Below are 24,550 nucleotides of genomic sequence, written 5' to 3'. Positions count from 1 at the left end.
TAAGGCAAGATTGGCGCTGCTTCTGACAAATTGGTCTTTTTATGCCGTTTAACTTACCTATTGCACTGACATTATTCCGTATTGCTTTGTTACCCGTATTTATAGCGGTATTTTATTTACCATATCCATGGGCACCATTTGTTTCGGCATTTATTTTTTGGTTGGCCGCTTTGACCGATTGGTTAGACGGTTATGCTGCGCGTAAACTTGGTCAACTAACCCGATTTGGCGCTTTTTTGGATCCAGTTGCAGATAAAGTCATGGTGTCGACCGCATTAGTGCTGTTGGTTCAACAAAATGACAATGTGTACTTAACCTTAGCAGCGTTATTTATGATTGGTCGCGAAATTGTTATTTCAGCCTTGCGTGAATGGATGGCCGAAATAGGCAAACGTGGCGTAGTTGCCGTGTCTTGGATTGGTAAATATAAAACTGCCACGCAAATGATCGCAATTATTGGATTGATTTGGAAACCCACACCTTGGCTAACTGATGTCGCTTACGGCTTGTTTTATATTGCCGCAGCACTGACGTTCTGGTCGATGATGAGTTACATTTCAGCAGCTTGGAAAGATTTAACGGCAGAATAGCGTAATAATAGTTCAATAAGATTATTTAGTGCGCAAACAGTCATAATTGCGTAAATCAATAATTGACACACGAGGTTAATTCGGTAGAATGCCTCCCCGTAGACAAGTGATGAGTCAACAACAAGCCTTAGGGTTTTATGTTAACTAACACGATTAATGCGACATTAGTTTAGTTTGATAGGCTGAAATATGAAATCTTTCTTACTAATATAATATAGCATTAAAATGATTGAATACGCGACATTAGCTCAGTTGGATAGGTTGAAAGACGATACCTTTCTTGCAGATATAATAAAGCATTGAAACGATTGAATAAGCGACATTAGCTCAGTTGGATAGGTTGAAAGACGATACCTTTCTCGCAGATTTAATAAAGCGTTGAAACGATTGAATAAGCGACATTAGCTCAGTTGGTAGAGCGATACCTTGCCAAGGTATAGGTCATCGGTTCGAACCCGATATGTCGCTCCAATTTCTTATCTTATCCGATGGATTCGAATTTGGTTAAAGATGGCGCGATGGCAGAATGGCTATGCTACGGATTGCAAATCCGTCTATCTCGGTTCGACTCCGGGTCGCGCCTCCACAAAATTGCGTTTAATGGTTACTTTAAGTAACGGTTAAAACAACACTTTGCCCGAGTGGTGGAATCGGTAGACACAAGGGATTTAAAATCCCTCGCTGAATAAGCGTGCCGGTTCAAGTCCGGCCTCGGGTACCATCATTTACATACGTAAGTATGGTGTAAAAAAGCCTCAACATTAGTTGGGGCTTTTTTATATCTGAAATTTAATGATAAAGAATAAAGATGAAATCCCTGACGCTGTTGTTGAACATCAGACGTGGCATTTTTGTGGATATGGCCTACGGCCATGAGTACAAAAGTACAAAGAAAACACCTAGATCCCGGCTTAAAAACACTGCCGGGATGACGAGAAGGTAGCTAACAAGCTATAAACATCGAAGTTATTGATGAGTCTGTGCTCTACAACGCCAACAGCTGCGGTAAATATTCGCTGTCTAACGCTGCAATTTCGACTTGTTCGGTGAGCACATCATGCAATATTTGATGACTGGTCAACGGATTGGCCAGTACCACACGAAATACTGTCGTTGGTTGGCGTAAGTATTTTGCCGGTTTAATACGTGTGCGTGACACAAACGATTTACCTTGTTCGCGTTGATGCTTTTGAATAAATTGTGTCAGTCCATCGAGTAGTTCATTGATTGATTCAACTAAAACGCTATCTTGGTTGGCTAGAGCTGTAGTGAGTATGGCTTGCACCGATTTTGGTACATAGCGATAGGTCAGTAAACATAACTCCGGTGCGGTGACTAACTCAAAGTCAGCATGTTGGTCGATGATTGATCCAAAGTAACGGGCTTTTTCTAGGCTGTTATTAATGAGGATTTCATAGCCATCACGGCCAATAATTTGAAGACAAGCATGCACGAGCATTGCCATCCCTGGGCGCGAACCTTCCAGCGTTTGACTGCCTAAGTCTTTTGAACCTACCCGTAGAATATATTCAGCATGGTGAACTATGGCTTTAGCCAGTTCAGGATCTTTAAATAGCACCATACCGGCGCCCATTGGAACATACATTTGCTTATGAGCATCGATAGTGACGGAGTCAGCTAATTCGATGCCTTTCAATAAGTGGCTATATTTTTTAGATAATAAACTCGCGCCGCCCCAGGCAGCGTCGACATGAAAATGGCAATTTAGCTCGCTGGCTAACGCTGCTAATTCAGTTAAGGGATCCACATTGCCTGTTTCAGTTGTGCCAGCGATACCGACAATGGCCATCACTTTAATATTTTGTTGTGCCAGCTTTTCTGCTGCATCTCGCATGGCGGCAACATCGACTTTATGATGTTCATCTGTTGGGATGCTAATGATGTTATCTCGGCCAATACCCAGCAAGTCGGCAGTTTTACCCAAAGAGTAATGACCGCGATCGGACACTAAAATAGCAAGGTCATCATAGCCATAAAAGCGCAATGCTCTCGTCATTCCTTCACGAGTGACGCCTTTAAAATCGCCGTGAGGTCGTAACAGTCGGTTTCGGGCAATCCACAGCGCGGTGATATTAGCAACGGTGCCGCCTGAGCAAAATGCCCCAAGTGAATGATTAGCGCTGTGCATCCATTGATGATAGAAATCATCAGATTGCTGATACACCAAATTATGCATCATGCCTAACACTTGGCGTTCTAATGGAGTAAAGGCTTTGGATGTTTCAATTTTGACTAAATTTTGGTTTAGCCCGACCATCATTTTTGACAGTGGTAACACAAAATAAGGCAAGGCCGAGGTCATGTGTCCAATAAAACTGGGTGCTGAAGTATGGACTGAATGAGCGACTAGGTTTTGCATGATTTCGTCGGCATAATCAGAAACGAACTTGGGATCGGTCGGTATCTGATAGGCGCTAAAGTCAGTTTCTATTTCTGACAGCGGTTTTTCCAGTGCGGCGATGCTGTTGCCTAAAAAACCTGCGAGGTCTTGAGACAGCTTTTGCTCAATAATGCTCAACGTCGAGGTTGAATCTTCAGGGGCGGTAAAAATTCGCAGTAAGCTGTCTTCTGAAGCGTTTGCTTGACGGGTGATTTTCGAGGTCATTTTGCTTGCCGTAATGATGAAAACTTCATCCTGATAGCATTGACGGGTGCTTTACGATTAACGCTACACCTTCAGGATGAAATGAGGGTGCTAACTTTACTGTATGGCTGGTTTCGCTTCAAGTATTTATCGTGTTATTACTGCGGATTAGCTGCGTTAATTCAGAATATGAATGATGTTGATATGAATAATCCAGCACAAATGCGGTAAGGTATTTGTGCTGGATTAGATTATTTGTCTGCAAATGAAAGTGACATCATTGCCGCAATGTTGCGTGCGGTATTGGTTAGATTAACCTGAGCTTCAGACAATACTTGCTCTAAGGGCTGCAACGCAGGAATGATAGGGAAAATAGCATGCATGCCTTCGGCTAAAATAGCATCTGCATTTTCACCAAGGCATCCTGAAATACCGATAACTGGAATATTAAGTTGTTTGGCGACATTCAATACTCCCATAGGGGTTTTACCAAACACGGTTTGACCGTCTATTCGACCTTCACCGGTAATAACCAGATTAGCATTGAGACAATGTTGTGCCAACTTAACGCTTTTAGTGACAATATCGACCCCAGGTTTTAAGGTTGCATTTAACATTGTCATTACGCCAAATCCCATACCACCAGCAGCCCCAGCACCAGGGTGTAATTGACAGTGTCCATCAATTGACTGGTTAAGGTGTTGGTTAATGATATGAGCAAAATGCCCCAAAGCGAGATCAAGTTGCTCAACCATCTCAGTAGTAGCCCCTTTTTGTGGACCAAAAATAGCACTGGCGCCTCGTGGCCCGCATAATGGATTATCGACATCGCACGCAACTTCAATTACGCACTCCTTAATGGCTGGATGGCATGATTGCATGTCGATGTAATGTAATTCGGCGAGGGCAGCTCCACCAAAAGGTAATGGAGTATTGCTTATATCACTGAGTTGGACTCCTAAGGCCTGCATCATGCCTGCGCCTGCATCATTAGTAGCACTGCCACCTAGGCCTAAAATGATGTGTCTTATGCCTCTGTCTAATGCATCGGCAATCAACTCACCAGTACCAAAACTGGTGGTTAATAATGGATTACGTTGAGTGGATGGCACCAGATGTAAACCTGATGCGGCAGCCATTTCGATTATTGCAGTTTGGTTTCCATCCTCATCTAGTTGTCCTAGCACGCCATAAAATGCGTTAACAGGTAAACCTAAAGGCCCTGTGACAGTGAGATTAATAATCTGTCCTTGGGTGGCATCGACCATAGCTTGTACTGTACCTTCACCGCCGTCGGCCATTGGCACTTTACAATATTGTGCATTCGGGAATACCTGTTTAAATCCATTCTCAATGGCATTAGCCACTTCTAGGGCGCTTAGGCTTTCTTTAAATGAATCTGGTGCAATAACAATTTTCATATAAGACTCTGATTAATAATTTACAGTAAAAATAAGCTTAGTAGATAAACGGTAATCATCGCCGTGACTCCCTGGATTAAGGTGGCCATTGTTTGGGCCCGATACGCTTGTTTGACACTCATGCGGCTAAATTGAGTCACCACCCAGAAGAAGCTATCGTTTGCATGTGAGACGGTCATCGCACCCGCACCAATTGCCATTACGGTTAACACTCGGCCCATTTCTGAGGCTAAACCAATATCGCCTAGTAATGGTGCCACTAATGCTGAGGTAGCGACTAATGCCACCGTAGATGAACCTTGTGCTGATTTGAGTGCGGCGGCCACGATAAACGGCATAAAAATACCCACACCTAAAGCGGACAAGCTACTACCCAGAAATGCACCAATCTCAGTGGCTTTTAATACCGCGCCAAATGCACCGCCAGCACCGGTGATCAATAAAATTGGCGCTGATACCACTAAACCTTGGCTGATACGATCGCTAAACTCTTTGATTTTTTGGTTGCTTTTTAACAGCGATAACGACAGAAATAGGCCGATCATTAAGGCGTTAACAGGTTGGCCCAAGAACACTAATAAATCGAATAAGCCTTGTTCACCTAATGGTTTTGAAGGGAAGTTAGCCACCGAGCCTAAGCAGATTAAAATGATAGGTACAAAAATAGGCGCAAATGCTTTGGTAGGGCTAGGTAATTCGCCATAGGTTTTCTTTAGATCATCAAAGTCTTCTTGCTGCAGATTCAGTTCTTCGGCGCCTTCTCCGTCTGGCTGCTCATTGGCAAAACGATTGGCCCACAACATACCGGCAAAAGCGGCAATGGCAGCAACAAACACACCGACAGCTATCACGAGTCCAAGCTGTGATTCAAGGCCAAGATTACCCGCCGCAGCTATAGGGCCTGGGGTTGGCGGCACAAAGGTATGAGTAGCGTATAACCCAGTTGCCAGCGCAACACTCATAGCAACTTGAGACACTTTCATCCGGTTCGCCATTGACTGTTTCAATGAATTTAAAATGACAAAACCTGAATCACAAAAAACAGGGATCGACACTAAGTAGCCAATCATTGACATAGTTAACGTTGGGAATCGTTGGCCAAACAGTTTAATCACTACATCTGCCATAGTTATGGCTGCACCACTTTTTTCGAGAATGGTGCCGATAATCGTACCGAGCACAATGACTAAGCCGATGTAACCTAAAATACCACCGAAACCGCCAGTGATGGTTTTGGCAATTTCATTGCTGGGTAAACCATAGGCAAATGCGGTGAGAAATGAGGCTAAAATGAGGGTTAAAAAAGGGTGTAGTTTAAATTTAGAGGTGGCGATGACGATAAAGGCTATCACGCCGATTAAGATCAATATTAGTCCCATAGAGTACTCGTTATTTATTATTGTAGGGGGTGGTTTAGTATTCATCATAGTAAACCATTACCTATAAATTACTTTGTGCGCTTGCACTAATAAATCTACGAGTTAATGCTATTTTTGTGCTGACGCACAATTAAGTGCTAGGTTGGTGAATTAACTGACCTAAATATAAACTCAGTAATCCATTAAAACTGTGTAAATCAATATTGGTGATAGTTTGAATTTTATCTAATCGGTAACGCAGTGTGTTTCGATGGATAAACAAACTGTTAGCACAGGCTTGGATGTCCCCCATGTGTTCTAGATAAGCGGCAAGTGTTTTTTGCAATTGTTGGTTATTGTCAACTGCAATCAGTTTCATGTAAGGCCCAGCAAGGGCATTACCTCGCCAGTGGTGCCGTAACCCTGATAACAGTACTTGTAAGCTGTAGTCTTGGTATAAATATTTGGTTTTTGTTGGATGTAATCTTTTTCCAATATCTAACGTTTCTTTGGCGGTGCGATAGGAGTAACTAATGCCTAATTCACCACTGAAATAATGCCCCAATGAAATATGCAGGCTAAGTTGCATATTGGCGGGTAAGCGTTTGAGTAATTTGTTGATGCGTTGGTTTTCAAGCTCAGGGTCAAATTGCTTACCATCTAAAAAAGCCGGCTTTAAAATAACTAATTGAGTTAGTGAGGTCATCGCAATTAAGTTATCGCGTACAGGATTTTGTAATAAATACAGTACTTGTTTTAATGCTTGATTGTCTTGTTGATATAATGGGTTTTTGTTATCGAGTTCGATAATGGCGGCCACTCGCGGTACGCTTAAATCGACACCTAATTGCAATGCCCATTGTTGTAAAGAAGGCAAGTCTTGCTCATTGGCATGAATGAGTTGCGAAATAAACTCCTCTTTTTGACGATTTTGCCACTGTAATTGCTCTTGCAAATTTGCTTGCTCGACAATCATCTCTGCTGTCATCTTAAGCAGTTCACCATAGTGGCTTAATGTGTCTGGCTCGCCAGTGATACCGATAACGCCAACCACTTGACCTTGGTAATGCAATGGCAAATTTAGCCCAGGTTTGACGCCATGTAAGTTTGAAGCGATGGCTTGGCTTATTTCAACATTGCGATTTTGGCTGATAGCTAATAGTGCCCCCTCATGTACAGTGCCAATCCGATCGATATCGCCTGAACCTAATATCACTGCTTGAGCATTCATAACATTGATATTATGACCAATAATTTTCATGGTTCGGTCGACAATTTTAGTGGCAATTAGTGTATCAATTTGAAACATGAATTTCTCTGGGCAATCAATATCGGTACTGAATGATACCTGATGTTCGCTAAGTATTGGGAGGAGGTTGGTGCTTAAATGCATTGGAAATTTAAAAAACAAGCAATGGTCTTTAACAAGCAATAGGGGAGGAAAGATGAGCAACATAAAATGGGGGGCACATCCATTTGCCCAAACTTCAATCACAAGCTATTCACCTTGTTAATATAATGTTAAATCTGGTGTAATTGCAAGTTTTTTATACAATAGGATGCTAGCGACCGTTTTTGTGTCTAAAGGTCATTAAATCAAATGATATAAAAACGCCAACCTAGATAAGGTTGGCGTCATTTTTAATGTGATCGACTTGGTTATATTACCGTGATATCACTTACAGACTATAACTCACGTTGAGCATGATCATGTGTGCAGTGTAGTCATGCTGTAAATTACCTAAACTCATGACATTCCAAATGGTATCTGGCTCAATATCATTGGCGTCATCATTATCAAGGTATTTTTCCATTTTGTAGTCTATACGCAAGGCCATTTTTTCGGTGGCTTGATATTGTGCGTACACATTAATGTTATGTACTTTTGCAAAATAGTCACCGTAATCGCCACTAATTCCCTGTCTTACTTGGGTAGTACTGTCTGAGTCTGAGTAGGTATAATCTAAGCCTAAGCGTAAACGACTGTCCATTAAATTGTTGTAGCTTAAGCCTGCACCAACAACATCGACAGTGTCTTCAATATCGGCTTGCCAAGTCGCTATACTTAAATTGGCGCTGCCAGATTGAGCAGATTTGATGATTTGATGGTTATAAAATGTATTAACATTCATATCGTCATTAATCATGTAGCTCAAATTAATATCGTAGTTTGTGTCTTTTGATTCAGTTAAACCTATTTGTGTATTTGTATAGTCATCATATGCATAGCGAACCCCAAAATCGACGTTCAAGTTATCAATAGGGCTATGGTTAAAGCGCGCCTCTATTTGAGTGCGGTCACGGTCGGCCAAATAGTATCGACGTAGCAACGGATTTTGTTCTGCAGATGACGATTCCGATGCTTTATATTCTGAACCATCTCTCTTGCTCAAACTACCTTTAAGCCACATATCCCACATGTCAAAACTATTGACGCGTAAACGTGCCCAGACGTTATTATCGTCAGTGGTTTCTCTGCCTTGATTACTGCGTTCATCTCGTTTGAAATCATAACCCGCATCTAGTTTTAAACCATGGTTGATACGATAGTCAGTGGATAATTTAGCGCTATGGGTAGTGAGATCGTATGGCGTGTTATACCGCACTTTGCCGGTAACATCGTTAATGCTAATTTGAGTCCATTGTTCGATTTGGGTGTTGTTTTCTCTGTCGTTATAATCATAACTGCCAGTGAGACGCCATGCTCGGCTGAGCTTAGTCACCGCTTTAAGTGTCATGCCGGTGATATCAACTTTTGCATCAATAGAATCTGCCGGTAATGAATAGCCATAACCTATGCTAGTTAATTGCTGATCTTGGGTCATTTGGCCCATGAGTAAACGGCCACTTAAGCTGGTAATGGAATCGTTATATTGGCCCATTAACGAAATAGTATGGGCCTCGTTATCTGGGTCTAGCGCCATATAACCACGACTTTGTGCCCCAAACGTAGGGTTAAAGGCGCTGTCAAAACCAAGCTGCTGGTGGTTATTGCTAAACACTGAACCATTGTAGTTTATGCTGGTAAACCAGTGATCACCACGGAGTTTAATCCCAGCGTTTAAGATGTCGGTGGTGTAATCAACAGGCTCTGCCAACATCATTGATTGGTTGAAGAAACTGCCAGAAGCAACTTTGGTTCCGGTTTTCTCTTCACGTTGAAAATTAACGTAGGTTGTGAACAGTGATTCTGTTTGATATTCAAACCCAAGACCGGCACGTTCACGTTTAAGTGATAATTCAAATGGGGTTAAACTGCTATAAAGCATTGGCATATCTGAGCTTGAACCTGCCGTTACCCAATTATCCGCTAAAGTAAGATTATCGCTGCCGATATTCTGATAAGGGCTTAATGCATTGTTGCTTTGATACGTCGCAATGGAGCGATAGCCTAGATTAAGACGATACAATCCAAGTTTACCGACATCTATTTCCATACGGCCATTGTCCATGCCCATGTTATTTGCGACGACTTTTGCTTGGTAGCCATTGTCACCGCGATACTTTATATCGGCATCAATTTTGCCAGCAGTTTGATTACTGCTATTAAAGGCGTTAGCTGAGTTAATATCGTCTTCGCTGTTGTAACCAATACCAACACCGACATTTCCAGTGGTACCAGTTTCGACAGCACAAGCCTTACAATTCCAAGCATCATATTTAATGTTGTCGGTTTTAGCATTGGCTAGGCCATAACCATCAGCCATCAGGCTAAAGCTGGTACTAGTGAGTAACGCTAAGGTAATGAGGTTCAATTTAGTATTCATAATATAATCTCCTTAGCGCTGCAGTAACTTACCAGACGGATGGTTAGAACCATGCACCTGACTATGACAATTTAAGCAGCTACGACCACCAGTAAAGGCATTACCATTTACTGTTGAACCCATATCAGTGTTACCTAGATAAGCGTTGCTTGTGTGATTGTCACTCGCATGACATTGCTGACACAGTTGTGGCGCACGAGTTTTGAGCATTGCATCGTTCACAGAACCGTGTGGATTATGGCAATTGACGCAATTTTCGGTTACGGGTGCATGCTCCCACAGCTTTGGGCCGCGTTTCTCAGCGTGACATGAATAACACGTTTCATTGATTGTTGGCTGAACAAGATCTGAATCGCTCAAACTGCCATGTGGATTATGGCAGTCGCTACAGGTCATTTGATTCCATTTCATTGGATGACTGGTGCGCTTGTTCATGTCTGCTTTTTGTCTAGTGTGACAAGTGGTACATACTTCGACTTCTGTTTGCTTTGACAGTACTGGGTCATGTTCAGCATGTATGCTATGACAAGATGCACATGCCACATCGGCATTGGCGTGATGACTACTGTCCCATGCCACGCGTTTGTCGTCGAGATGACAGCTCATGCACACACTGTTTTGCTTGTCTGCAGCGAGTGTTGAAGTTGGGCCAAAGGTAATCATTGGCTCTTTACCACCACGATTATGTGAACCTAGTGGGCCGTGACACGCTTCGCACTGTAATCCAGCCATTGGACTTTTTGATGAATCAATTGCGCCATGAGCACCTTTGAATAAGTCCATGACCTTTTCTGATTTTTTATGACACATTAAACAAGTGTCGGCACCCTTTGGTGAGTATTTCCCCTCGGCGAATTTTTTATCGAGTGTTGCTTCAACTTCTGCCGGTGTCATGCTGGCATCCCACTTTGCCGCCTGTACATGACTCGACATAAACAGCGTCGATGCAGTAAGGCAGAGCAGGGCTAAAAATAAGGTATTTATTGAATGTGTGGTCTTCATAAGTAGACTTCCTAATTTGTCCATTTTGATGATCAACAAGTTGATTACGTAAGCCATAGCATGAGAGAGAAGCAGGGCTTCTCTCTCAATGGACAAATTAAAGCTTCACTTGTGTGTGGTTTTCAATGGTAGGTGCATGGCAGAAGAAACAGGTTTCTAACTGCGCAGCATCATTGGCTTCTTGATAGCTACCATTAACAACCGCACCTTGACTTTGTGCATGCTGCGAAATCGTGTCAAATCCATGACAAGATGCGCACGTTGCAGTGATAGGTGTTGTATAAAGGCCTTGCGACGTAGCAAGTGCACCTTTAACTTTGAATGCATCAAGATTAAAGTCGCTGTGACACTGAGTACAGTCTTTGATAATGCCTTGCTCACCATGAACACTGTGCAATTTCATTTCAATGGCGCCTTGATTAGCACCAGAAGCATAAGTGCCATCTGGCGTATGACAAGCTACACAACCATCCAAACCTATGGTGACTTCGCCATTAAGCTCACGAGCTAATTGTTCTGACATCACAAAACCAGCATGGTGGCCTTTATGCAACTCAAAAGTATCTCCATGGCAATTATCACATGAACCAAAATTGACCGAGTCAGTGTGACGATAGCTAGGCGCATTACCAGAGAAAGTGCCTACTGTGAACTCGGCTTTCATGCTGGTAGTTGCTACGCCGTCGACACAATCAATGGCTTGAATACCATCGTTACACATTTCAAGACCAATAAAGCTAAAGGCGGTATCTGTGTCGCCTGCGCCAAATGGCAGTGATGCAATGTTATAGACTAAGTTACCTGATTCAATGACTACATCGGCTTGTAACAGACCCGCTTTGATAAAGTCTTTACTGATTTTGGCTAAACCGCTTCCTGGGCTAGGGTTATATCCCATAATTGGGAAGTTAGGTCCGACGTTAGTGATGGTTTCAATTCGTTGAATTTTGCTGACTAAGCTTGCAGCATCAATGGCCGTACCATTAGCATCTAAAATCGTTACCGATAGGGTAGCTGACTTGTCTTCAGTGCTTGATTTATTAGCCGTTAGTGTTGCTGTCATGCCGTATAAATCGATAAATGCTTTTTTCTGAGTATACGAAGTTGTGTGTAATTCTTCTGTCCAACTTGCATTATGACAAGCTATACAATTTGAATTATCCACTTGTTGCGGATGACCTTGACCCGTTTTAAAGTCAATATCGGTATGGCAACTTGAACAGGCTTCCATGGTTGGAATTCGAGACCAGTTGTTCGATTCGCTCAGTTGTTCTGAATTAACATGACAAGTGGTGCAATTATCTTGCACTATCGCATGCGCTGCTTCTGCACTCTTGTCCAAGTTGCGGCCATACATTTTGGCATTGTTATGAACATTATGAATTAAGTGACTGAACTCAACTTGAACCTTGTCTTTTTCAATGGCCATTTCGTTGGTATGGCAAGATGTACAGGTTTCTAAATCAGTGTAGCTATGATAAATACTTTCACCCTTTGCATGGCAGGTATTACAAGTAGCGCCACTGACGATGTTTTTAGTGTATTTAGCTTCAAATCCTTCACCGTCAAAATCTTTGGTAATTTCAGTACGCGGCACTCCGGTAACGCCGTCTTGCAAGGTTGATGCACTTGCAATCACATTGTAACGTTGGGTTAGCTCTGGGTTAAAGCCTTCAACATTGACTGTGAAACTGTAATTGCCGTTACCATGGTCGGTAAAAGCTTTTTCGGAGCCAATAAATTGCCATTGGGCTGAATTACCTGCACCACTTGCGCCAGCTGGAATGAGTTGGACGACTTTTTTAATTTCAAAGTCTTTAAGACCCGCTACAGGGAGATCTTTTTCATTGGTCGCAAATACTTCAATAGTCGGTTTGCTATCTTGATAAGTGACTTTAGTGATATCTAAGTTTAGCGTTTTAATTGCTTCAGCAGGCTCGCCACCAGGGTTTCCTGGATTACCAGCTTCACCATCATCGCCTCCGCCACAACCGACCAGTGTCATTGATGCTGACATAGCAAGTAACAATGCCATTTTTGTGTATTTTTTATTCATCATATTTTCCCTGCAAAGGTCATCCATCTAACTCACTGGCAGTATGTTCTGCAATTATCTTATTCAGTTAAGTTGATGTTGGAATTAATTTTCCCAACACTAAGATTACGTTACAAACAGCAACTCGTCTTTAAAACGAACGTAATTGTGTGATGATGATCAGCCTATTAATAAAGAGGTATGTAAAATGCGCAGTTTAACGGGGGAGGATTGTTCGGATAACAAAAAGACCTTAGTTATAAACTAAGGTCTTTGATGGATAAAACGCCAATGTTGTTTCTTTTTACTGTTTAAAAACCATGTGTTTTAGTGACGCGGTCTACGGTATGACAGGTAGAACATATTTCTGATGCACGATTACGAGCATCGTCCTCACTGATCCCATCAACAATACCGCCATTAGATTCAATATGCGACACGGTGGCATCAGTACGATACTTTTGATGACAGCTTAAACATGCTCCAGTATCTGATGACATCCATACATCGGCTCCAGTATCGATATCGCCATAACGCCATACTCTGTCAGTGGCTCTACCAAGTTGGATCCCATCAGCGGTATGACAGGTTTTACAATCGGTTTTCAACACGGTTCCAGATTCAACACCGGCATATTTGAGGTAATGACCTTCAGCGCTGTGTGCTTTAAAGGCAAAGCTGGTCGATTTTTTGCCACCAGGGTAAGTATCGTCATTTTTAAGCGTCTTATCAGCGGTATGACAGGTTTGGCAATTGACACCATTGTCATAGTGATACACTTCTTGGTTATGGCAACCTTGACAGCTTTCTGTGTTGATAATGTTTCTACGTGTAGCAGTGGTTTGGCTAGTGTCTATTGCACTTGCAGCCATAACAAAATGGTATGGGCTACTTTTAATTTCCACTTTCTGGACATCATCAGTACTACAAGTCGTTAGTTTAACTTCCGGTCTGCCGTAGCCACCATGATTAAAACAGGCTGTGACTGCTGACCATAGTTCAAATGTTTTACCCACATAATCTGTTGGTAAGGTGATCTTATCCCAAACTAAGGTCCAGCTATTATCTGTGTTGGCGGTACCTTCACTTAATTTAAGACGACGATTACTGTAACTGGCATCTTGATACGTTGGGTAGTTTTTGTCGCTGTCCCATGCCATAACGATACGGCTACCTTGGTCGATAAATTCTGCTGCAATAACATTAGCTGAAGCATCAGTAAATTTAATCGTAGTACTGAATTTCCCATCAGCAGTAACTATTACGTCGCTGAATACGGCGTTCATCGCTTGGGTTTCGTTATAGGCTTTCATCACATCGCCATGCGCTTCTTTTGCACTGCGACCATAGCCTTCTTCAACATGGCATGACGTACAATTTGTGCCGACACCAACATGTTGTTGAGACGCTAACTCTGTGTGACACGCAATACAAGCGGTATCACTTTTATTGGCATTAAACAGCGCGGCATCTTTGGGAGCGTTTGTGCCCTCGACGTGACATGCACTACAATCGGCAGCAGGTTTTTGCGGATACATCACGTTACCGTAATTATGTACTCCACCACCATAGCCAATCACTTTATAAGGTGCGGCTACATCGCCATCAACAGTGCTGGTTACGCGGTCTTGGCCTTTATGGATGGCATGGATCATGTAAGTGAAATCAACACTATTACCGGTTTCAGGATCGCCAGATGTTGCGGTATGACATGATGCACAGTTTTCAAGATCGATTCGACGACCGCCGTGCAATGCTAAGCTTTCTGGTTGATGGCAGGTATAACAAGCATTAATCGAGACAACGTCGCGTGATGCAATATCTTCGGTTAAGCCAGTAGAAGGTTGAAAATCGTAATGAGCATTAGCTGTAATTAACGGCTGTTTTAATTCCAATGTAATGCGCTGGGTGTCATCAGCTTGGTAAGTGATGCTTAACGGCTCTATGACTTGAGCAATATTGGTTTGAAATGTGTATGAGTATGAGCCATCTAGATTATCAACTAAGCAGTCGGCACATTTTGAAGCAGCCTCCACTTCAGCTTGAAATTGCGCAGAAGGAGCAATATTGGTTTCATCAGCAGGGATCCAACTTGCATTAGGTTGCTTGGTTGTATTGATATAAGACTGCCATTGATAACCACGGTCGACTTCGACTTTAGCGCCATCAGCACCGACCATTTCAGTAACCGGGGTTAATTGAGCGATACCAAAACGAAGGTCATGATCTTTTGTTAGTCCCAATACCGCAACACCATTGGCATTTTTAAGGATAAAGTCAACACTGACTTTTCCATCGACTACGGTTGCATCGGTAAAGGTCGCTTTTAGGGTAGATGTCGCATCAATGTTTACACCAATAATACCATCTGGCCCATCTTCGCCATTAGTACCATCACTGCCTCCACAACCCGATAGCGCTAGAGCAATAAGCCCTGCACTCAATACCGCTTTTGCAGCGGGACTAACTGTTATTGTCTTCATCATGTATTCCCTGCATTTTTTGTTATCTCGCATTCACTACTGGTTATAAGTGTGCGGATTTTATTCAAATCTAATGTTAGCTAACCTTGGCCACTTACTCATTGAATTATGTCTAGAGTTGTGACTGAGATCTGACTATTCCTTTATGGGTAACGTTGTTTGATGAAGATTTGCCGGTATTACTGAAATAAATAGGATATTTCCAAAGTGTTAATACCGTTATTAGCATATTCTTGAATACGCTAAGTGATGTGAACCTGCATCAGTGACTTGTGCTCGACGTCATAAACGATTATCTCACCACTGTTTTTCTATTTCATCTGGCTATGTATTTATGTTCAATAGATTAATGATTCACGTCTGAATTCGTATTATGGGCAACATAAATAGTGTGTTTGGCATACTTGGCTTGTGAATAGATCGATTTATGTCGGTTAACCCATCCCTTATCCCATCTAGTATTCCCAGTTAAGGTTAAGTATTGCGCAGTTAGGAAGAGGATTGAAAACTTATTAGGATAAAGGCTTGATCCAGCCAATGGGTTAGGGGATAATCGCCCTGTTCTGAGACATAAGCTTTGTATTATATGGTTCAGAAGTCAATGGTGACCCTAGGGTCCCCCCGCAACGATAACTTGTGAACTCGGCCAGGCCTGGAAGGGAGCAACCGCAGCAAGTGACTCGTGTGCCGGGGTGTGGCTCTAGGGGAACCTCCAATATTCCCCGTATGATTTTCACCGCATTAATTCCAACAAAGTATTGCAACCAAAAGATTCTAACCAAAAAATTCCAATCAAAAAACAGCCGTATTGTATGAATAAATTATTCATGGAATTACCATAACCAGTGCTTACTAGAATATATTCATTCAATATCCGGCAAAACATCAGTTAATGGCAAGCATCAGCTAATGCCGGTGAAATTACTGTTGTTGTTCTGCTGCGATTTCAGCTTCTTCTTTTAAGCGTTTTTGCAAATTTGCTTTGAGGAATTGTCTCGAACGTTCTAGTGCTTCGCTTATCTCTGTTTTCATCTGTTTTAATTCTTGATAATTTTCGAAGAAATACGTATCAACTAAATGGCGAATGTACCTGACGGGTAACTGATTCAGCGTGACGCAGCATAAATCCGCTAAGTATTCTTCTGGCAACTCTTCCATTAGACCTTCATCTCGCAGCATTTCCATTAATAGAACTTCATAATAGTTTCGGATCTCTAATTGCATTATTACGCTCCATTGAGACAGTTTGTTTTATCGACATATGCTTCAATGTCGAGATGTTTGTTTAATTTAGTGACGCAGTGTTATTGGTTTTGCATTGCCTGACACTGTGGTGACCAGATTTCATTGGCAGCAATTAACAATTGGCTATGTCGAATGGTTAATTCTGCTTCATTACGACTATAGCCTCCCCCTATTACTGCTGCAAGTGGGATGCTATGCATTTGTGCTATCGATATTACCTGTTTATCTCTAGCGAGAATACCTTGATTCGAAATGGCGAAATATCCAAGGTCATCATGTTGATGAATATCGACCCCAGCATCATAGATGATCAGATCTGGCTGATGGATGCGTATCAAGTAAGGTAATATTTGTTGTATGTGTTCAAGATATTGTTTATCGGTACACCCTTTATCCAGAGCGATATCGTGATCAGATTGTTGCTTTCTGGACGGGAAATTCTGTGCACAGTGGATCGAGCAACTAATAATATCTGGGCTGCCTTGAGTGAGTGTCGCGGTTCCATCACCTTGATGAACATCACAATCAAAAATGAGTACCTTATCCGCTTTACCTGAGTCAATGGCTGATCTCGCCGCGATAACTAAATCATTGAAAATGCAAAAACCACTGCCAAAATCATAGTGCGCATGATGATAACCACCGGTTAAGTGAACTGCAATTCCATGTTTAAGCGCTAATTCAGCACATAAACGGGTACCATTTACGGCGTGTAAGGTGCGGGTGACTAGCGCTGTGCTCCATGGGAAACCAATACGTCTTTGGGCTTTATGGTCTAAGGTGCCATTGATAAATTGCTCGACATACTGCGAGCAATGCACTGTATAGAGCGAATCTTTCGATATTGGCGTAGGCGTATGGCGATATTGCTCAAACAACAATTGTTGTTTGAGCGCGTGCTGGTATAAATTGTGATATTTAGTGGTTGGAAAACGATGGGTGCTAGGTAACGCCAGCAGTGAATAGCTGGCGTGGTAAACAAAAGGGATCGACACGGACATTAAAGTTGCTTGATTGCCCAACCCATAAATTCTTTACGCGTTTTGTCATCGGCTTGTAACCACCAATATTGCAGCATTTGTTCTGCTTGTGCTGGAGTCGGTTTTTGCGCCGTTGTTGCTGGCACCGTTACTGGTACCGTTACTGGTACAGTTGCAATAACTGGTGCACTCATCGTAGCAGATTCAATATCTGATTTGACTGCTAATGCTTGTATTGGTTGACTGCCGTTACCTGTAGCTGAAGCCGATAAGGTTTCAATATCATGTTGGTTTTTATTGTTAAACAGGCTAGTAATAAATGACTCTTCAGTAAAATTAGTTTGTTCTACACTGTAAGTTACCGCTGCATTATCTTGGCGTTTAATGTTGATTTGTGGTTTTTTAGCGAATGCTTTTGGATTCTTGATAACGTCACCGTCAGCGGGTTGTAATAGATATTGATGATCGCCATCAACCGTTAACGTCACAATTAAAGGTGTCGATTTTACAAAAGATTGACTGTCACTAAAGGAATCATCAACCACATCATGATAACGGACTGCAATTTTATGGGTGCCATTGGTTAACGCTAAATCCGATTGATGATTGAACATACTGGTTTCAACTTCTGCACCATCAAGCGCTAGGTACTCAAAAGACATTGGAATGGTTAAATTCGCTGCTAAGACGGATGATGATGTTAAAAATGCCAAAAGCGCACTTGTGGTAAATAAAGATTTCATTGTTGCTCCTTAACGTGGGTAACTTTGGCGAGGTCTTTCAAAAAGTTGAATACGCTCTTCAATATAACTGGTTGCTTGTTTGCACTTTCCTAAACGGCGATGCATAGACAGAATATCATTTTGCAGTTTTATTTTGTCATCACTATGACAGAATTCAAGAGTTGCTTCCATTTGTTGTATTTTTTGCTCTATTTTTTTTGCCCAATTTAAATGTTTATTGAGTTCAGCGTAGAGTTGATGGCTATTTTGCATCACATTGCTGGCTATCCAACCAAATCCGCTGTCTTGTATTGCTTGTTGTTGTTTTTTTGCATATCGGGCTCGATTACTGGCTTTGCGCTGTTGTTCGGATTTAAGGTTGATGTGAGTGGTTAGCAATGCTCTGCGTAATGCACTAAATCGGTCTTGAATACGATCACAACTGAGTTGGATAACATTACTGCCCAACTTAAGGTAAAGTTGTTTTTCGAGTTGTTTAATATCTTGACGTAACTGAGTGATACAAGGGCTTAGTTGGGCTCCTTGTTGGGCAAATAGCTGACTGTTAAATCGTTCAATTTCTTGTAAAGACTGTCGTTGCGAAGGCGCCAAATTCTGGTCGTGTATTAATGCGTCTTGCTCAAGTTTAGCGAGCTGTTGTTTTAACATTGATAGCAATTGTTGGGTGTTCATACCCATGCACTCCACGTAAGATGGACTGCAATCGACAATACCATAATAATGAATATTGGTTTAATAAAAGGTATCCCAAATCGAATCGCACTTCTGGCGCCGATAAATGAACCTGCCATCATGCATACCCCCATCCACAAGCCGAGCATCCATTGTACTTGACCCATGGATGCAAAGATAATGAGTGCTGTGATGTTACTCACAGCGGTCATGACTCTCGCTAATCCACAGCTGTGCAACAGAGGGAGTTTATACAGCGAGATAGACGATACCGTCCAAAAAGCACCAATACCTGGTCCTGCAAACCCATCGTATCCGCCCAAAATAAAACCTTGGCTAATCTGCTTGTATTTGGGTGAGCGATATTTTGGGGCCATTATATTTTTGTCACCCATCGCTTTGGGGCTAAATAAGGTATAAACAGCGATACTAATTATGAGTAGTGGTAATATTTTGTCTAACCATTGTGGGTCAATCAGAAATACTAAACCACAACCTGCAATCGACCCAACCAAGGTGGCAAAAAAACACGTTTTCCATAATGCAGGGTTAAATAAATGCTGTTTATAAAAGGTGTAACTCGAAGTAAGAGAACCAAAACAAGCTGCTAATTTATTGGTTCCTAATGCCAAATGTGGCGGAATACCAACGGTGAGTAATGCTGGAATAGACAGAAGCCCACCACCGCCAACTATGGCATCAATAAAACCCGCAAATATACCTATGACCGCTAATATAGCCCAATGGCTAGGGTCTAATAATAAATCCAACTCAATACCTATTCAATAACACGTCTAAAAGGAGGAAGGGCATCAATTAATGATTTGCCATAACGTTTAGTGACCAAACGACGGTCTAAAATGGTCACTCGGCCATAATCTTGCTCTTTTCGTAACAGTCGGCCACAACTTTGGACTAATTTACGTGAAGCATCAGGAATTGTCAGCTGTAAAAATGGATTACCGCCTTTTACTTTTAAGTATTCCGCGTGAGCTTGTTCTACTGGTGAGGTCGGGACAGCAAACGGAAGTTTGGTAATGATTAAGTTTGTTAAGTAATCGCCCGGTAAATCGAGGCCTTCAGAAAAGCTACCAGTACCGAAAATGACACTGGGTAGACCTTCATCACAGCGTTTTTTGTGCTGTTCTAATATTTGTTGACGTGGAATAGCACCTTGAACAAAAAGCTGGTCTTTGGGGATTTTACCTTCGACGAGCTCAACCACTTTATCCATTTGCCAATATGAGGCAAACAGCACTAATGTGGCCATTTCACCATCGATAAGTGTCACAATATGTTGTGCAAGTTCGGTGGTGTAATTTTCGTCCGTAGGTTCGCAAACCATTTGAGGTATAAATAAAGTCGCATTATTTTCGTAATCGAAAGGGGATAATAATGCTAAAAATCGGCTGCCATCATTCATTGACAGGCCTACTTGATGAGCAAAATGGTTGAAGCTGTTTAAGGCTCGAAGCGTTGCACTGCACAACACCACGCCAGCGGCTTTTTGCCACAACATAGATTCAAGCATAAAGCCAACTTCTATAGGCGATGAGCAAAATAAATAATCTTGTTGTTTACCGGTAATTAATTCAGCCCAACGCGCCATGGGTGCGCCTTTTTTACTGTCTTCTTTGGCCATCATCTTCCATAACTTATGTAAGTTATCTAGCCGCTGTAAAATAAAACCTGTTTCTGATAACAACCCTTCCGACTGATGTTTAGGCACTTCACCATCTTTGATTGCTTCATTTAACACTGATACCACTTTATTAAATTGCTTTACCGCGGAACCTGATGCAGTGGCCAGATTTTCTGCCTGTATTAATAACGATTGTGGTAATTGGCCATGTTCAAAACGAAGCCTGGATTCAGGGTTAGCGAATAACTGTGGTTGGGTATCACAAAAATGAGCAACCTGAGTCAGTAAATTGGTTAACTCTGTGGTGTGGTCAAGCATGGCCTGTACAGGGGCAATAATATGGGTGGTTTTGAGCTGATTTTGCAACTTAGAACAGGTCTTTGAGGCCTTTTCTAACCAATCACATGCTCCTCGCAATGTGGCTTGAGCACTGGAAAAGTCTCTTGCGACAATGGGGAGATGGTGAGCTTCGTCGATGACATAAAACATGTCTTCTGGTTCTGGTAAAATGACGCCGCCGCCAAGTTCTAAATCGGCAAATAACAGACTGTGGTTAACAATGAGTACATCCCAAGTGTCCACATCTTCACGAGCTTTATGAAACGGGCAATTATGGTGTGCCGATACTTGACGATGACAGCTGTGTTTATCACAGCAAATTTGTTGCCACAAGAAATCAGGAATAGGGTGTTTTAAAGTATCAATTTCACCATTCCAGCGTTTTTGATGAAAATCTTGATGCAATTTTTGTAATTCGTTAATTTGACTTTGGTCGGGTTTAGTTTGCCATATGGCTATTTGTGTGCTGTCTTGTGCCCCTATCATGGCTTCAAGTTTGGCTAAACATACGTAACGCTGACGACCTTTTACCAAACCAAATTTAAAATCAATACCAGACTGTTGTAAAAAATAAGGTAGATCTTTGTGGAGTAATTGTTCTTGAAGTGCCACGGTTGCAGTGGCAATACAGACTTTCTTTTTACTCGAGATGGCTAAAGGGATTGCCCCTAAGATATAAGACAAAGATTTACCAATGCCGGTACCCGCTTCAACCACAATGATACGACGGTCTTTGTCATACTCGCCTGCTAAGGTTTTTGATATTTCCGCTACCATATAGTTTTGTTCGCGACGAGAACGAAATTGCGGCATAGATGCGGCAATTTCTTTATAAATGGTGCGAATTTGACTTTTTATGTTATCCGGTAGCATAGGAAGTATGATTTCTACATAGACTGAATTATGCTGTACATAATAACAGTGAATTAGCATGCCACGAAGTAATAAATCAAATTGAGTAAACTTGTGCCGGAATTCAAACCCGTTGTGACGCCGACAGATAATCTAACGACCAATAATCATGTGAAGGGACGAGTATTAACTCGTCATGCTATTTATCGGCATGGACAATTAGTGCTTCAATATTATATTAAAACCGCTCAAGGACCTGTATTAGCAGAGCTGTATCACAGTGAAGTGATCTGTTTCTGCCGTCAGCAAGATGTTAATCAATTAAGTCAAAAAGTCGGCTTTGCCCTTAAGGCTGAGTCGATATCATTGATGAGCTTTGCACATGAACCTATCAGTGCCTTGTATCTTAAATCAAATACCCAATTGAAATTACTCAGTCGCATAGCTAATGATATCGGTATTACTTTATTTGAAGCCGATATTAGGTCTGAGCAACGCTACCTTATAGAACGATTTATTGCCTTAGATATTGAGTGTTCAGGGCATTATCAACAGCGTAATTCAACTTCAACGATTCCTTTGTTATCGATTAATCGGGCTAGAAAAATGCCCGCCAACGAACTTGTTGATATCTCTTTGAAGATGGTTTCACTGGATTTTGAGTGCAGTTTTACGGGTGAACTTTATTCGGTTGGTTTATATGGTGCCGATTATCAATGTGTGTATATGGTGGGCGAACCGCAAGCAGAATGTAATGACTTCATTGTTTGGGTAAAAAATGAGATTGAACTGATACATCATTTAATAGCGTGGTTTAGCGACTATGACCCCGATATTATTATTGGCTGGGCAGTAGTGACCTTTGATTTAGCCTTGTTGTTCAAACGCTGTGTTTTACATCAAATTCCATTATTAATTGGTAGAGGTAATAGCGAACTGAGCTGGAAAGTGGCTGACAAATATCGGCCGGAAACATTATCTTTACCTGGGCGTGTGGTTTTGGATGGTATTGATTGGCTTAAAGCGGCGTTTTATCAATTTGATAGTTTTTCGTTAGAATCGGTATCGAGGCAGTTATTAGCCGAAGGTAAAGCCATTGATCATGTTGAAAATCGTGGCCAAGAAATTACTCATTTATTTGCACAAGATAAAAATGCATTGGCTTTTTATAATATTACCGACTGCCGACTAGTGTGGGATATTTTTGAAAAAACACAGTTGTTAGATTTTGCTCTTGAACGCGCCAAGTTAACGGGCTTGGAGTTCGGCCGCGTGGGTGCATCGATTGCTGCATTTTATCATTTGTATTTACCTCACTTACATCGAAGTGGCTTTGTGGCCCCCGCACAACCCGCGAGCCAAGGTTTAGAAAGCCCTGGCGGATATGTTATGTCCTCTATACCGGGTTATTATAAAGATGTTTTAGTATTAGATTTTAAAAGTCTATATCCGTCGATTATTAGGACATTTCTTATCGATCCTAAAGGCTTAGTTGAAGGACTCTACGCGAGTGAAGTAAAAGATGATGCAACGACAGTGGCTGGATATTTAGGTGCTCAATTTAGTCGGCAATCGCCTATTTTACCTGCATTAGTTGCCAGCCTTGCAGAGCAAAGAGAACTGGCCAAACGAGATAAAAATGCGCCGTTATCGCAAGCGATAAAAATTATTATGAACTCATTGTATGGCGTATTAGGCTCTCGAGGTTGTGTATTTCATGATGCTAAGTTAGCCAGTTCGATTACCATGCGCGGTCATCAAATTATGAAACTCACTAAGCAATGGATAGAAGAGTGCGGTTATCAAGTGATTTATGGTGACACCGATTCTACCTTTGTCTGGTTAGGAGATAATCATGGGATTAAAGATATTCAAGCGGTTGGTAAACAACTATCAGTATCAATAACCGAACGTTGGCTTCAATGGTGTGCAGAAGAATATCAATTAGACAGTTATCTTGAGCTGGAGTTTGAAACCCACTTTGAACAATTTATTATGCCTACCTTGAGGGGATCGGATGAAGGCAGTAAAAAGCGTTATGTCGGCGCGGTGTCAAATGATCAGCAACAATTAACTCTAACCTTTAAAGGTATGGAGCAGGTGAGGAGTGACTGGAGCCCTATTGCAAGAAGGATGCAGTACCATTTATATGAATTGTTTTTCAAGGGCGAGGATGTTATTGATTTTTTGAGTAATGAGATCGCAGCAATTAAGTGCGGTGCTCGAGATAATGAACTTATTTTTAAAAAGCGATTAAGACGCAATGTTGAAGATTATACCGCAAAGTCGTCACCCCATGTTAAAGCCGCAAAACAGCTTGCCGAACTACTCGGTGACGTAAGTGTTACCCGAAAAGGACAACAGATTCGATATATAATGACACTCACTGGTGCACAAGCCATAGAAGCAAAACCACAAAATATTGATTATGAATACTATATTTGTAAACAAATTCAACCTATCGCGGAGCCCATTCTGCAACTGTGTGGCCATAGCTTTGACTCATTGGTGAATAATCAACTTCTATTGTTATAAGTTAACTTACCAACACCCCAATCTTAAGTTTTCAATGTTAATTAACATTGCTTGTTTTTCTTCGTGTCCTTACGTTCTTAATTCAGTAAAGGCAATCAAGCATTATTTGATGACGCACAAACCTCGCAAACCCAATCTACGAAGATTTATCCAGACGATTAATGTTAAGCAATTACTTACATAGCCTTATTTATTAACACTTAACATTTTTATGTTTACCAGAAGTAATAAAAAACTACCTTCTCCAGATTAATAGTTATTTAAAACAGTAGGTTAATTTT

16 protein-coding genes, 3 tRNA genes and 1 other RNA gene are annotated in these 24,550 nt (G+C 41.6%); 6 read left to right on the top strand and 14 right to left on the bottom strand.

Going from position 1 to position 24,550, the window contains the following annotated elements:
* Nucleotides 1-41: 41 nt before the first annotated feature.
* From pgsA to AAEY97_RS02430, 4 genes are all read left to right on the top strand, one after another.
* Nucleotides 42-590, top strand: coding sequence for a CDP-diacylglycerol--glycerol-3-phosphate 3-phosphatidyltransferase (gene pgsA / locus AAEY97_RS02445; protein ID WP_011638096.1), 549 nt, complete (start codon nucleotides 42-44; stop codon nucleotides 588-590).
* A 395-nt stretch (nucleotides 591-985) separates the two neighbouring features.
* Nucleotides 986-1,061: transfer RNA gene (locus tag AAEY97_RS02440), tRNA-Gly, on the top strand.
* Nucleotides 1,062-1,102: 41 nt separating this feature from the next.
* Nucleotides 1,103-1,176, top strand: a tRNA-Cys gene (locus AAEY97_RS02435).
* Between the two features lie 49 nt (nucleotides 1,177-1,225).
* Nucleotides 1,226-1,311, top strand: a tRNA-Leu gene (locus AAEY97_RS02430).
* A gap of 264 nt (nucleotides 1,312-1,575) precedes the next feature.
* Here AAEY97_RS02430 and panP read toward each other — a convergent pair.
* The 8 genes from panP to AAEY97_RS02390 all read right to left on the bottom strand — a co-directional run bounded on the left by panP (nucleotide 1,576) and on the right by AAEY97_RS02390 (nucleotide 15,264).
* A complete protein-coding gene (gene panP, locus AAEY97_RS02425) occupies nucleotides 1,576-3,216 on the bottom strand; it encodes a pyridoxal-dependent aspartate 1-decarboxylase PanP (protein WP_350996278.1) in 1,641 nt (546 codons plus the stop codon).
* Between the two features lie 230 nt (nucleotides 3,217-3,446).
* Nucleotides 3,447-4,616, bottom strand: coding sequence for a glycerate kinase (locus AAEY97_RS02420; protein ID WP_350996276.1), 1,170 nt, complete (start codon nucleotides 4,614-4,616; stop codon nucleotides 3,447-3,449).
* A gap of 20 nt (nucleotides 4,617-4,636) precedes the next feature.
* Entirely contained in the window at nucleotides 4,637-5,995 is a 1,359-nt protein-coding gene (locus AAEY97_RS02415; protein ID WP_162022704.1) for a GntP family permease, read from the bottom strand.
* A gap of 130 nt (nucleotides 5,996-6,125) precedes the next feature.
* Nucleotides 6,126-7,283: a sugar diacid recognition domain-containing protein gene (locus AAEY97_RS02410; protein ID WP_101087786.1), complete on the bottom strand. Its 1,158-nt coding sequence runs from the start codon at nucleotides 7,281-7,283 to the stop codon at nucleotides 6,126-6,128.
* Nucleotides 7,284-7,653: 370 nt separating this feature from the next.
* Nucleotides 7,654-9,741, bottom strand: a complete 2,088-nt coding sequence (locus tag AAEY97_RS02405; protein ID WP_350996273.1) for an MtrB/PioB family decaheme-associated outer membrane protein — start codon at nucleotides 9,739-9,741, stop codon at nucleotides 7,654-7,656.
* A gap of 12 nt (nucleotides 9,742-9,753) precedes the next feature.
* Complete coding sequence (locus tag AAEY97_RS02400) at nucleotides 9,754-10,743, bottom strand: DmsE family decaheme c-type cytochrome (RefSeq protein ID WP_502959425.1); 990 nt, start codon at nucleotides 10,741-10,743, stop codon at nucleotides 9,754-9,756.
* A 97-nt stretch (nucleotides 10,744-10,840) separates the two neighbouring features.
* Nucleotides 10,841-12,802, bottom strand: coding sequence for an OmcA/MtrC family decaheme c-type cytochrome (locus AAEY97_RS02395; RefSeq protein WP_350996270.1), 1,962 nt, complete (start codon nucleotides 12,800-12,802; stop codon nucleotides 10,841-10,843).
* A gap of 287 nt (nucleotides 12,803-13,089) precedes the next feature.
* Nucleotides 13,090-15,264 (bottom strand): OmcA/MtrC family decaheme c-type cytochrome, encoded by a 2,175-nt coding sequence (locus tag AAEY97_RS02390; RefSeq protein WP_350996267.1) that lies wholly within the window; start codon nucleotides 15,262-15,264, stop codon nucleotides 13,090-13,092.
* Between the two features lie 607 nt (nucleotides 15,265-15,871).
* Here AAEY97_RS02390 and ffs point away from each other — a divergent pair.
* Nucleotides 15,872-15,968, top strand: an RNA gene (ffs, locus tag AAEY97_RS02385) — signal recognition particle sRNA small type.
* Between the two features lie 214 nt (nucleotides 15,969-16,182).
* Here the strand turns inward: ffs and AAEY97_RS02380 are convergent.
* From AAEY97_RS02380 to dinG, 6 genes are all read right to left on the bottom strand, one after another.
* The gene (locus AAEY97_RS02380; protein ID WP_101087795.1) at nucleotides 16,183-16,485 is read right to left on the bottom strand and encodes a late competence development ComFB family protein; all 303 of its coding nucleotides are present in this window, start codon (nucleotides 16,483-16,485) and stop codon (nucleotides 16,183-16,185) included.
* Between the two features lie 80 nt (nucleotides 16,486-16,565).
* Nucleotides 16,566-17,507 (bottom strand): histone deacetylase family protein, encoded by a 942-nt coding sequence (locus tag AAEY97_RS02375; protein WP_350996264.1) that lies wholly within the window; start codon nucleotides 17,505-17,507, stop codon nucleotides 16,566-16,568.
* Complete coding sequence (locus AAEY97_RS02370) at nucleotides 17,507-18,229, bottom strand: DUF2057 domain-containing protein (protein WP_350996261.1); 723 nt, start codon at nucleotides 18,227-18,229, stop codon at nucleotides 17,507-17,509. Before AAEY97_RS02370 ends, AAEY97_RS02375 begins: the two co-directional genes overlap by 1 nt.
* Before the next feature lie 9 nt (nucleotides 18,230-18,238).
* Complete coding sequence (locus AAEY97_RS02365; protein WP_101087800.1) at nucleotides 18,239-18,901, bottom strand: primosomal replication protein; 663 nt, start codon at nucleotides 18,899-18,901, stop codon at nucleotides 18,239-18,241.
* Entirely contained in the window at nucleotides 18,898-19,671 is a 774-nt protein-coding gene (locus AAEY97_RS02360; RefSeq protein WP_350996258.1) for a TSUP family transporter, read from the bottom strand. Before AAEY97_RS02360 ends, AAEY97_RS02365 begins: the two co-directional genes overlap by 4 nt.
* An 8-nt stretch (nucleotides 19,672-19,679) precedes the next feature.
* A complete protein-coding gene (gene dinG, locus AAEY97_RS02355) occupies nucleotides 19,680-21,755 on the bottom strand; it encodes an ATP-dependent DNA helicase DinG (protein WP_350996255.1) in 2,076 nt (691 codons plus the stop codon).
* Between the two features lie 114 nt (nucleotides 21,756-21,869).
* Between dinG and AAEY97_RS02350 the strand changes: the two genes are divergently transcribed.
* Nucleotides 21,870-24,269, top strand: coding sequence for a DNA polymerase II (locus AAEY97_RS02350; protein WP_502959427.1), 2,400 nt, complete (start codon nucleotides 21,870-21,872; stop codon nucleotides 24,267-24,269).
* Nucleotides 24,270-24,550 lie beyond the last annotated feature (281 nt).

Origin of the sequence: Shewanella sp. TB7-MNA-CIBAN-0143 (assembly GCF_040310065.1) — a bacterium.
Taxonomy (GTDB): domain Bacteria; phylum Pseudomonadota; class Gammaproteobacteria; order Enterobacterales; family Shewanellaceae; genus Shewanella.
The sequence above is the reverse complement of the archived record's forward strand: the minus strand, read 5'-3'. Positions and strand labels throughout refer to the sequence as shown.

What these genes read in the sequence shown, in the direction of transcription:
- pgsA (WP_011638096.1), top strand. Translation starts at nt 42, where the DNA reads ATGCCGTTTAACTTACCTATTGCACTGACATTATTCCGTATTGCTTTG.
- panP (WP_350996278.1), bottom strand. Translation starts at nt 3,216, where the DNA reads ATGACCTCGAAAATCACCCGTCAAGCAAACGCTTCAGAAGACAGCTTA.
- AAEY97_RS02420 (WP_350996276.1), bottom strand. Translation starts at nt 4,616, where the DNA reads ATGAAAATTGTTATTGCACCAGATTCATTTAAAGAAAGCCTAAGCGCC.
- AAEY97_RS02415 (WP_162022704.1), bottom strand. Translation starts at nt 5,995, where the DNA reads ATGGGACTAATATTGATCTTAATCGGCGTGATAGCCTTTATCGTCATC.
- AAEY97_RS02410 (WP_101087786.1), bottom strand. Translation starts at nt 7,283, where the DNA reads ATGTTTCAAATTGATACACTAATTGCCACTAAAATTGTCGACCGAACC.
- AAEY97_RS02405 (WP_350996273.1), bottom strand. Translation starts at nt 9,741, where the DNA reads ATGAATACTAAATTGAACCTCATTACCTTAGCGTTACTCACTAGTACC.
- AAEY97_RS02400 (WP_502959425.1), bottom strand. Translation starts at nt 10,743, where the DNA reads ATGAAGACCACACATTCAATAAATACCTTATTTTTAGCCCTGCTCTGC.
- AAEY97_RS02395 (WP_350996270.1), bottom strand. Translation starts at nt 12,802, where the DNA reads ATGATGAATAAAAAATACACAAAAATGGCATTGTTACTTGCTATGTCA.
- AAEY97_RS02390 (WP_350996267.1), bottom strand. Translation starts at nt 15,264, where the DNA reads ATGATGAAGACAATAACAGTTAGTCCCGCTGCAAAAGCGGTATTGAGT.
- AAEY97_RS02380 (WP_101087795.1), bottom strand. Translation starts at nt 16,485, where the DNA reads ATGCAATTAGAGATCCGAAACTATTATGAAGTTCTATTAATGGAAATG.
- AAEY97_RS02375 (WP_350996264.1), bottom strand. Translation starts at nt 17,507, where the DNA reads ATGTCCGTGTCGATCCCTTTTGTTTACCACGCCAGCTATTCACTGCTG.
- AAEY97_RS02370 (WP_350996261.1), bottom strand. Translation starts at nt 18,229, where the DNA reads ATGAAATCTTTATTTACCACAAGTGCGCTTTTGGCATTTTTAACATCA.
- AAEY97_RS02365 (WP_101087800.1), bottom strand. Translation starts at nt 18,901, where the DNA reads ATGAACACCCAACAATTGCTATCAATGTTAAAACAACAGCTCGCTAAA.
- dinG (WP_350996255.1), bottom strand. Translation starts at nt 21,755, where the DNA reads ATGCTACCGGATAACATAAAAAGTCAAATTCGCACCATTTATAAAGAA.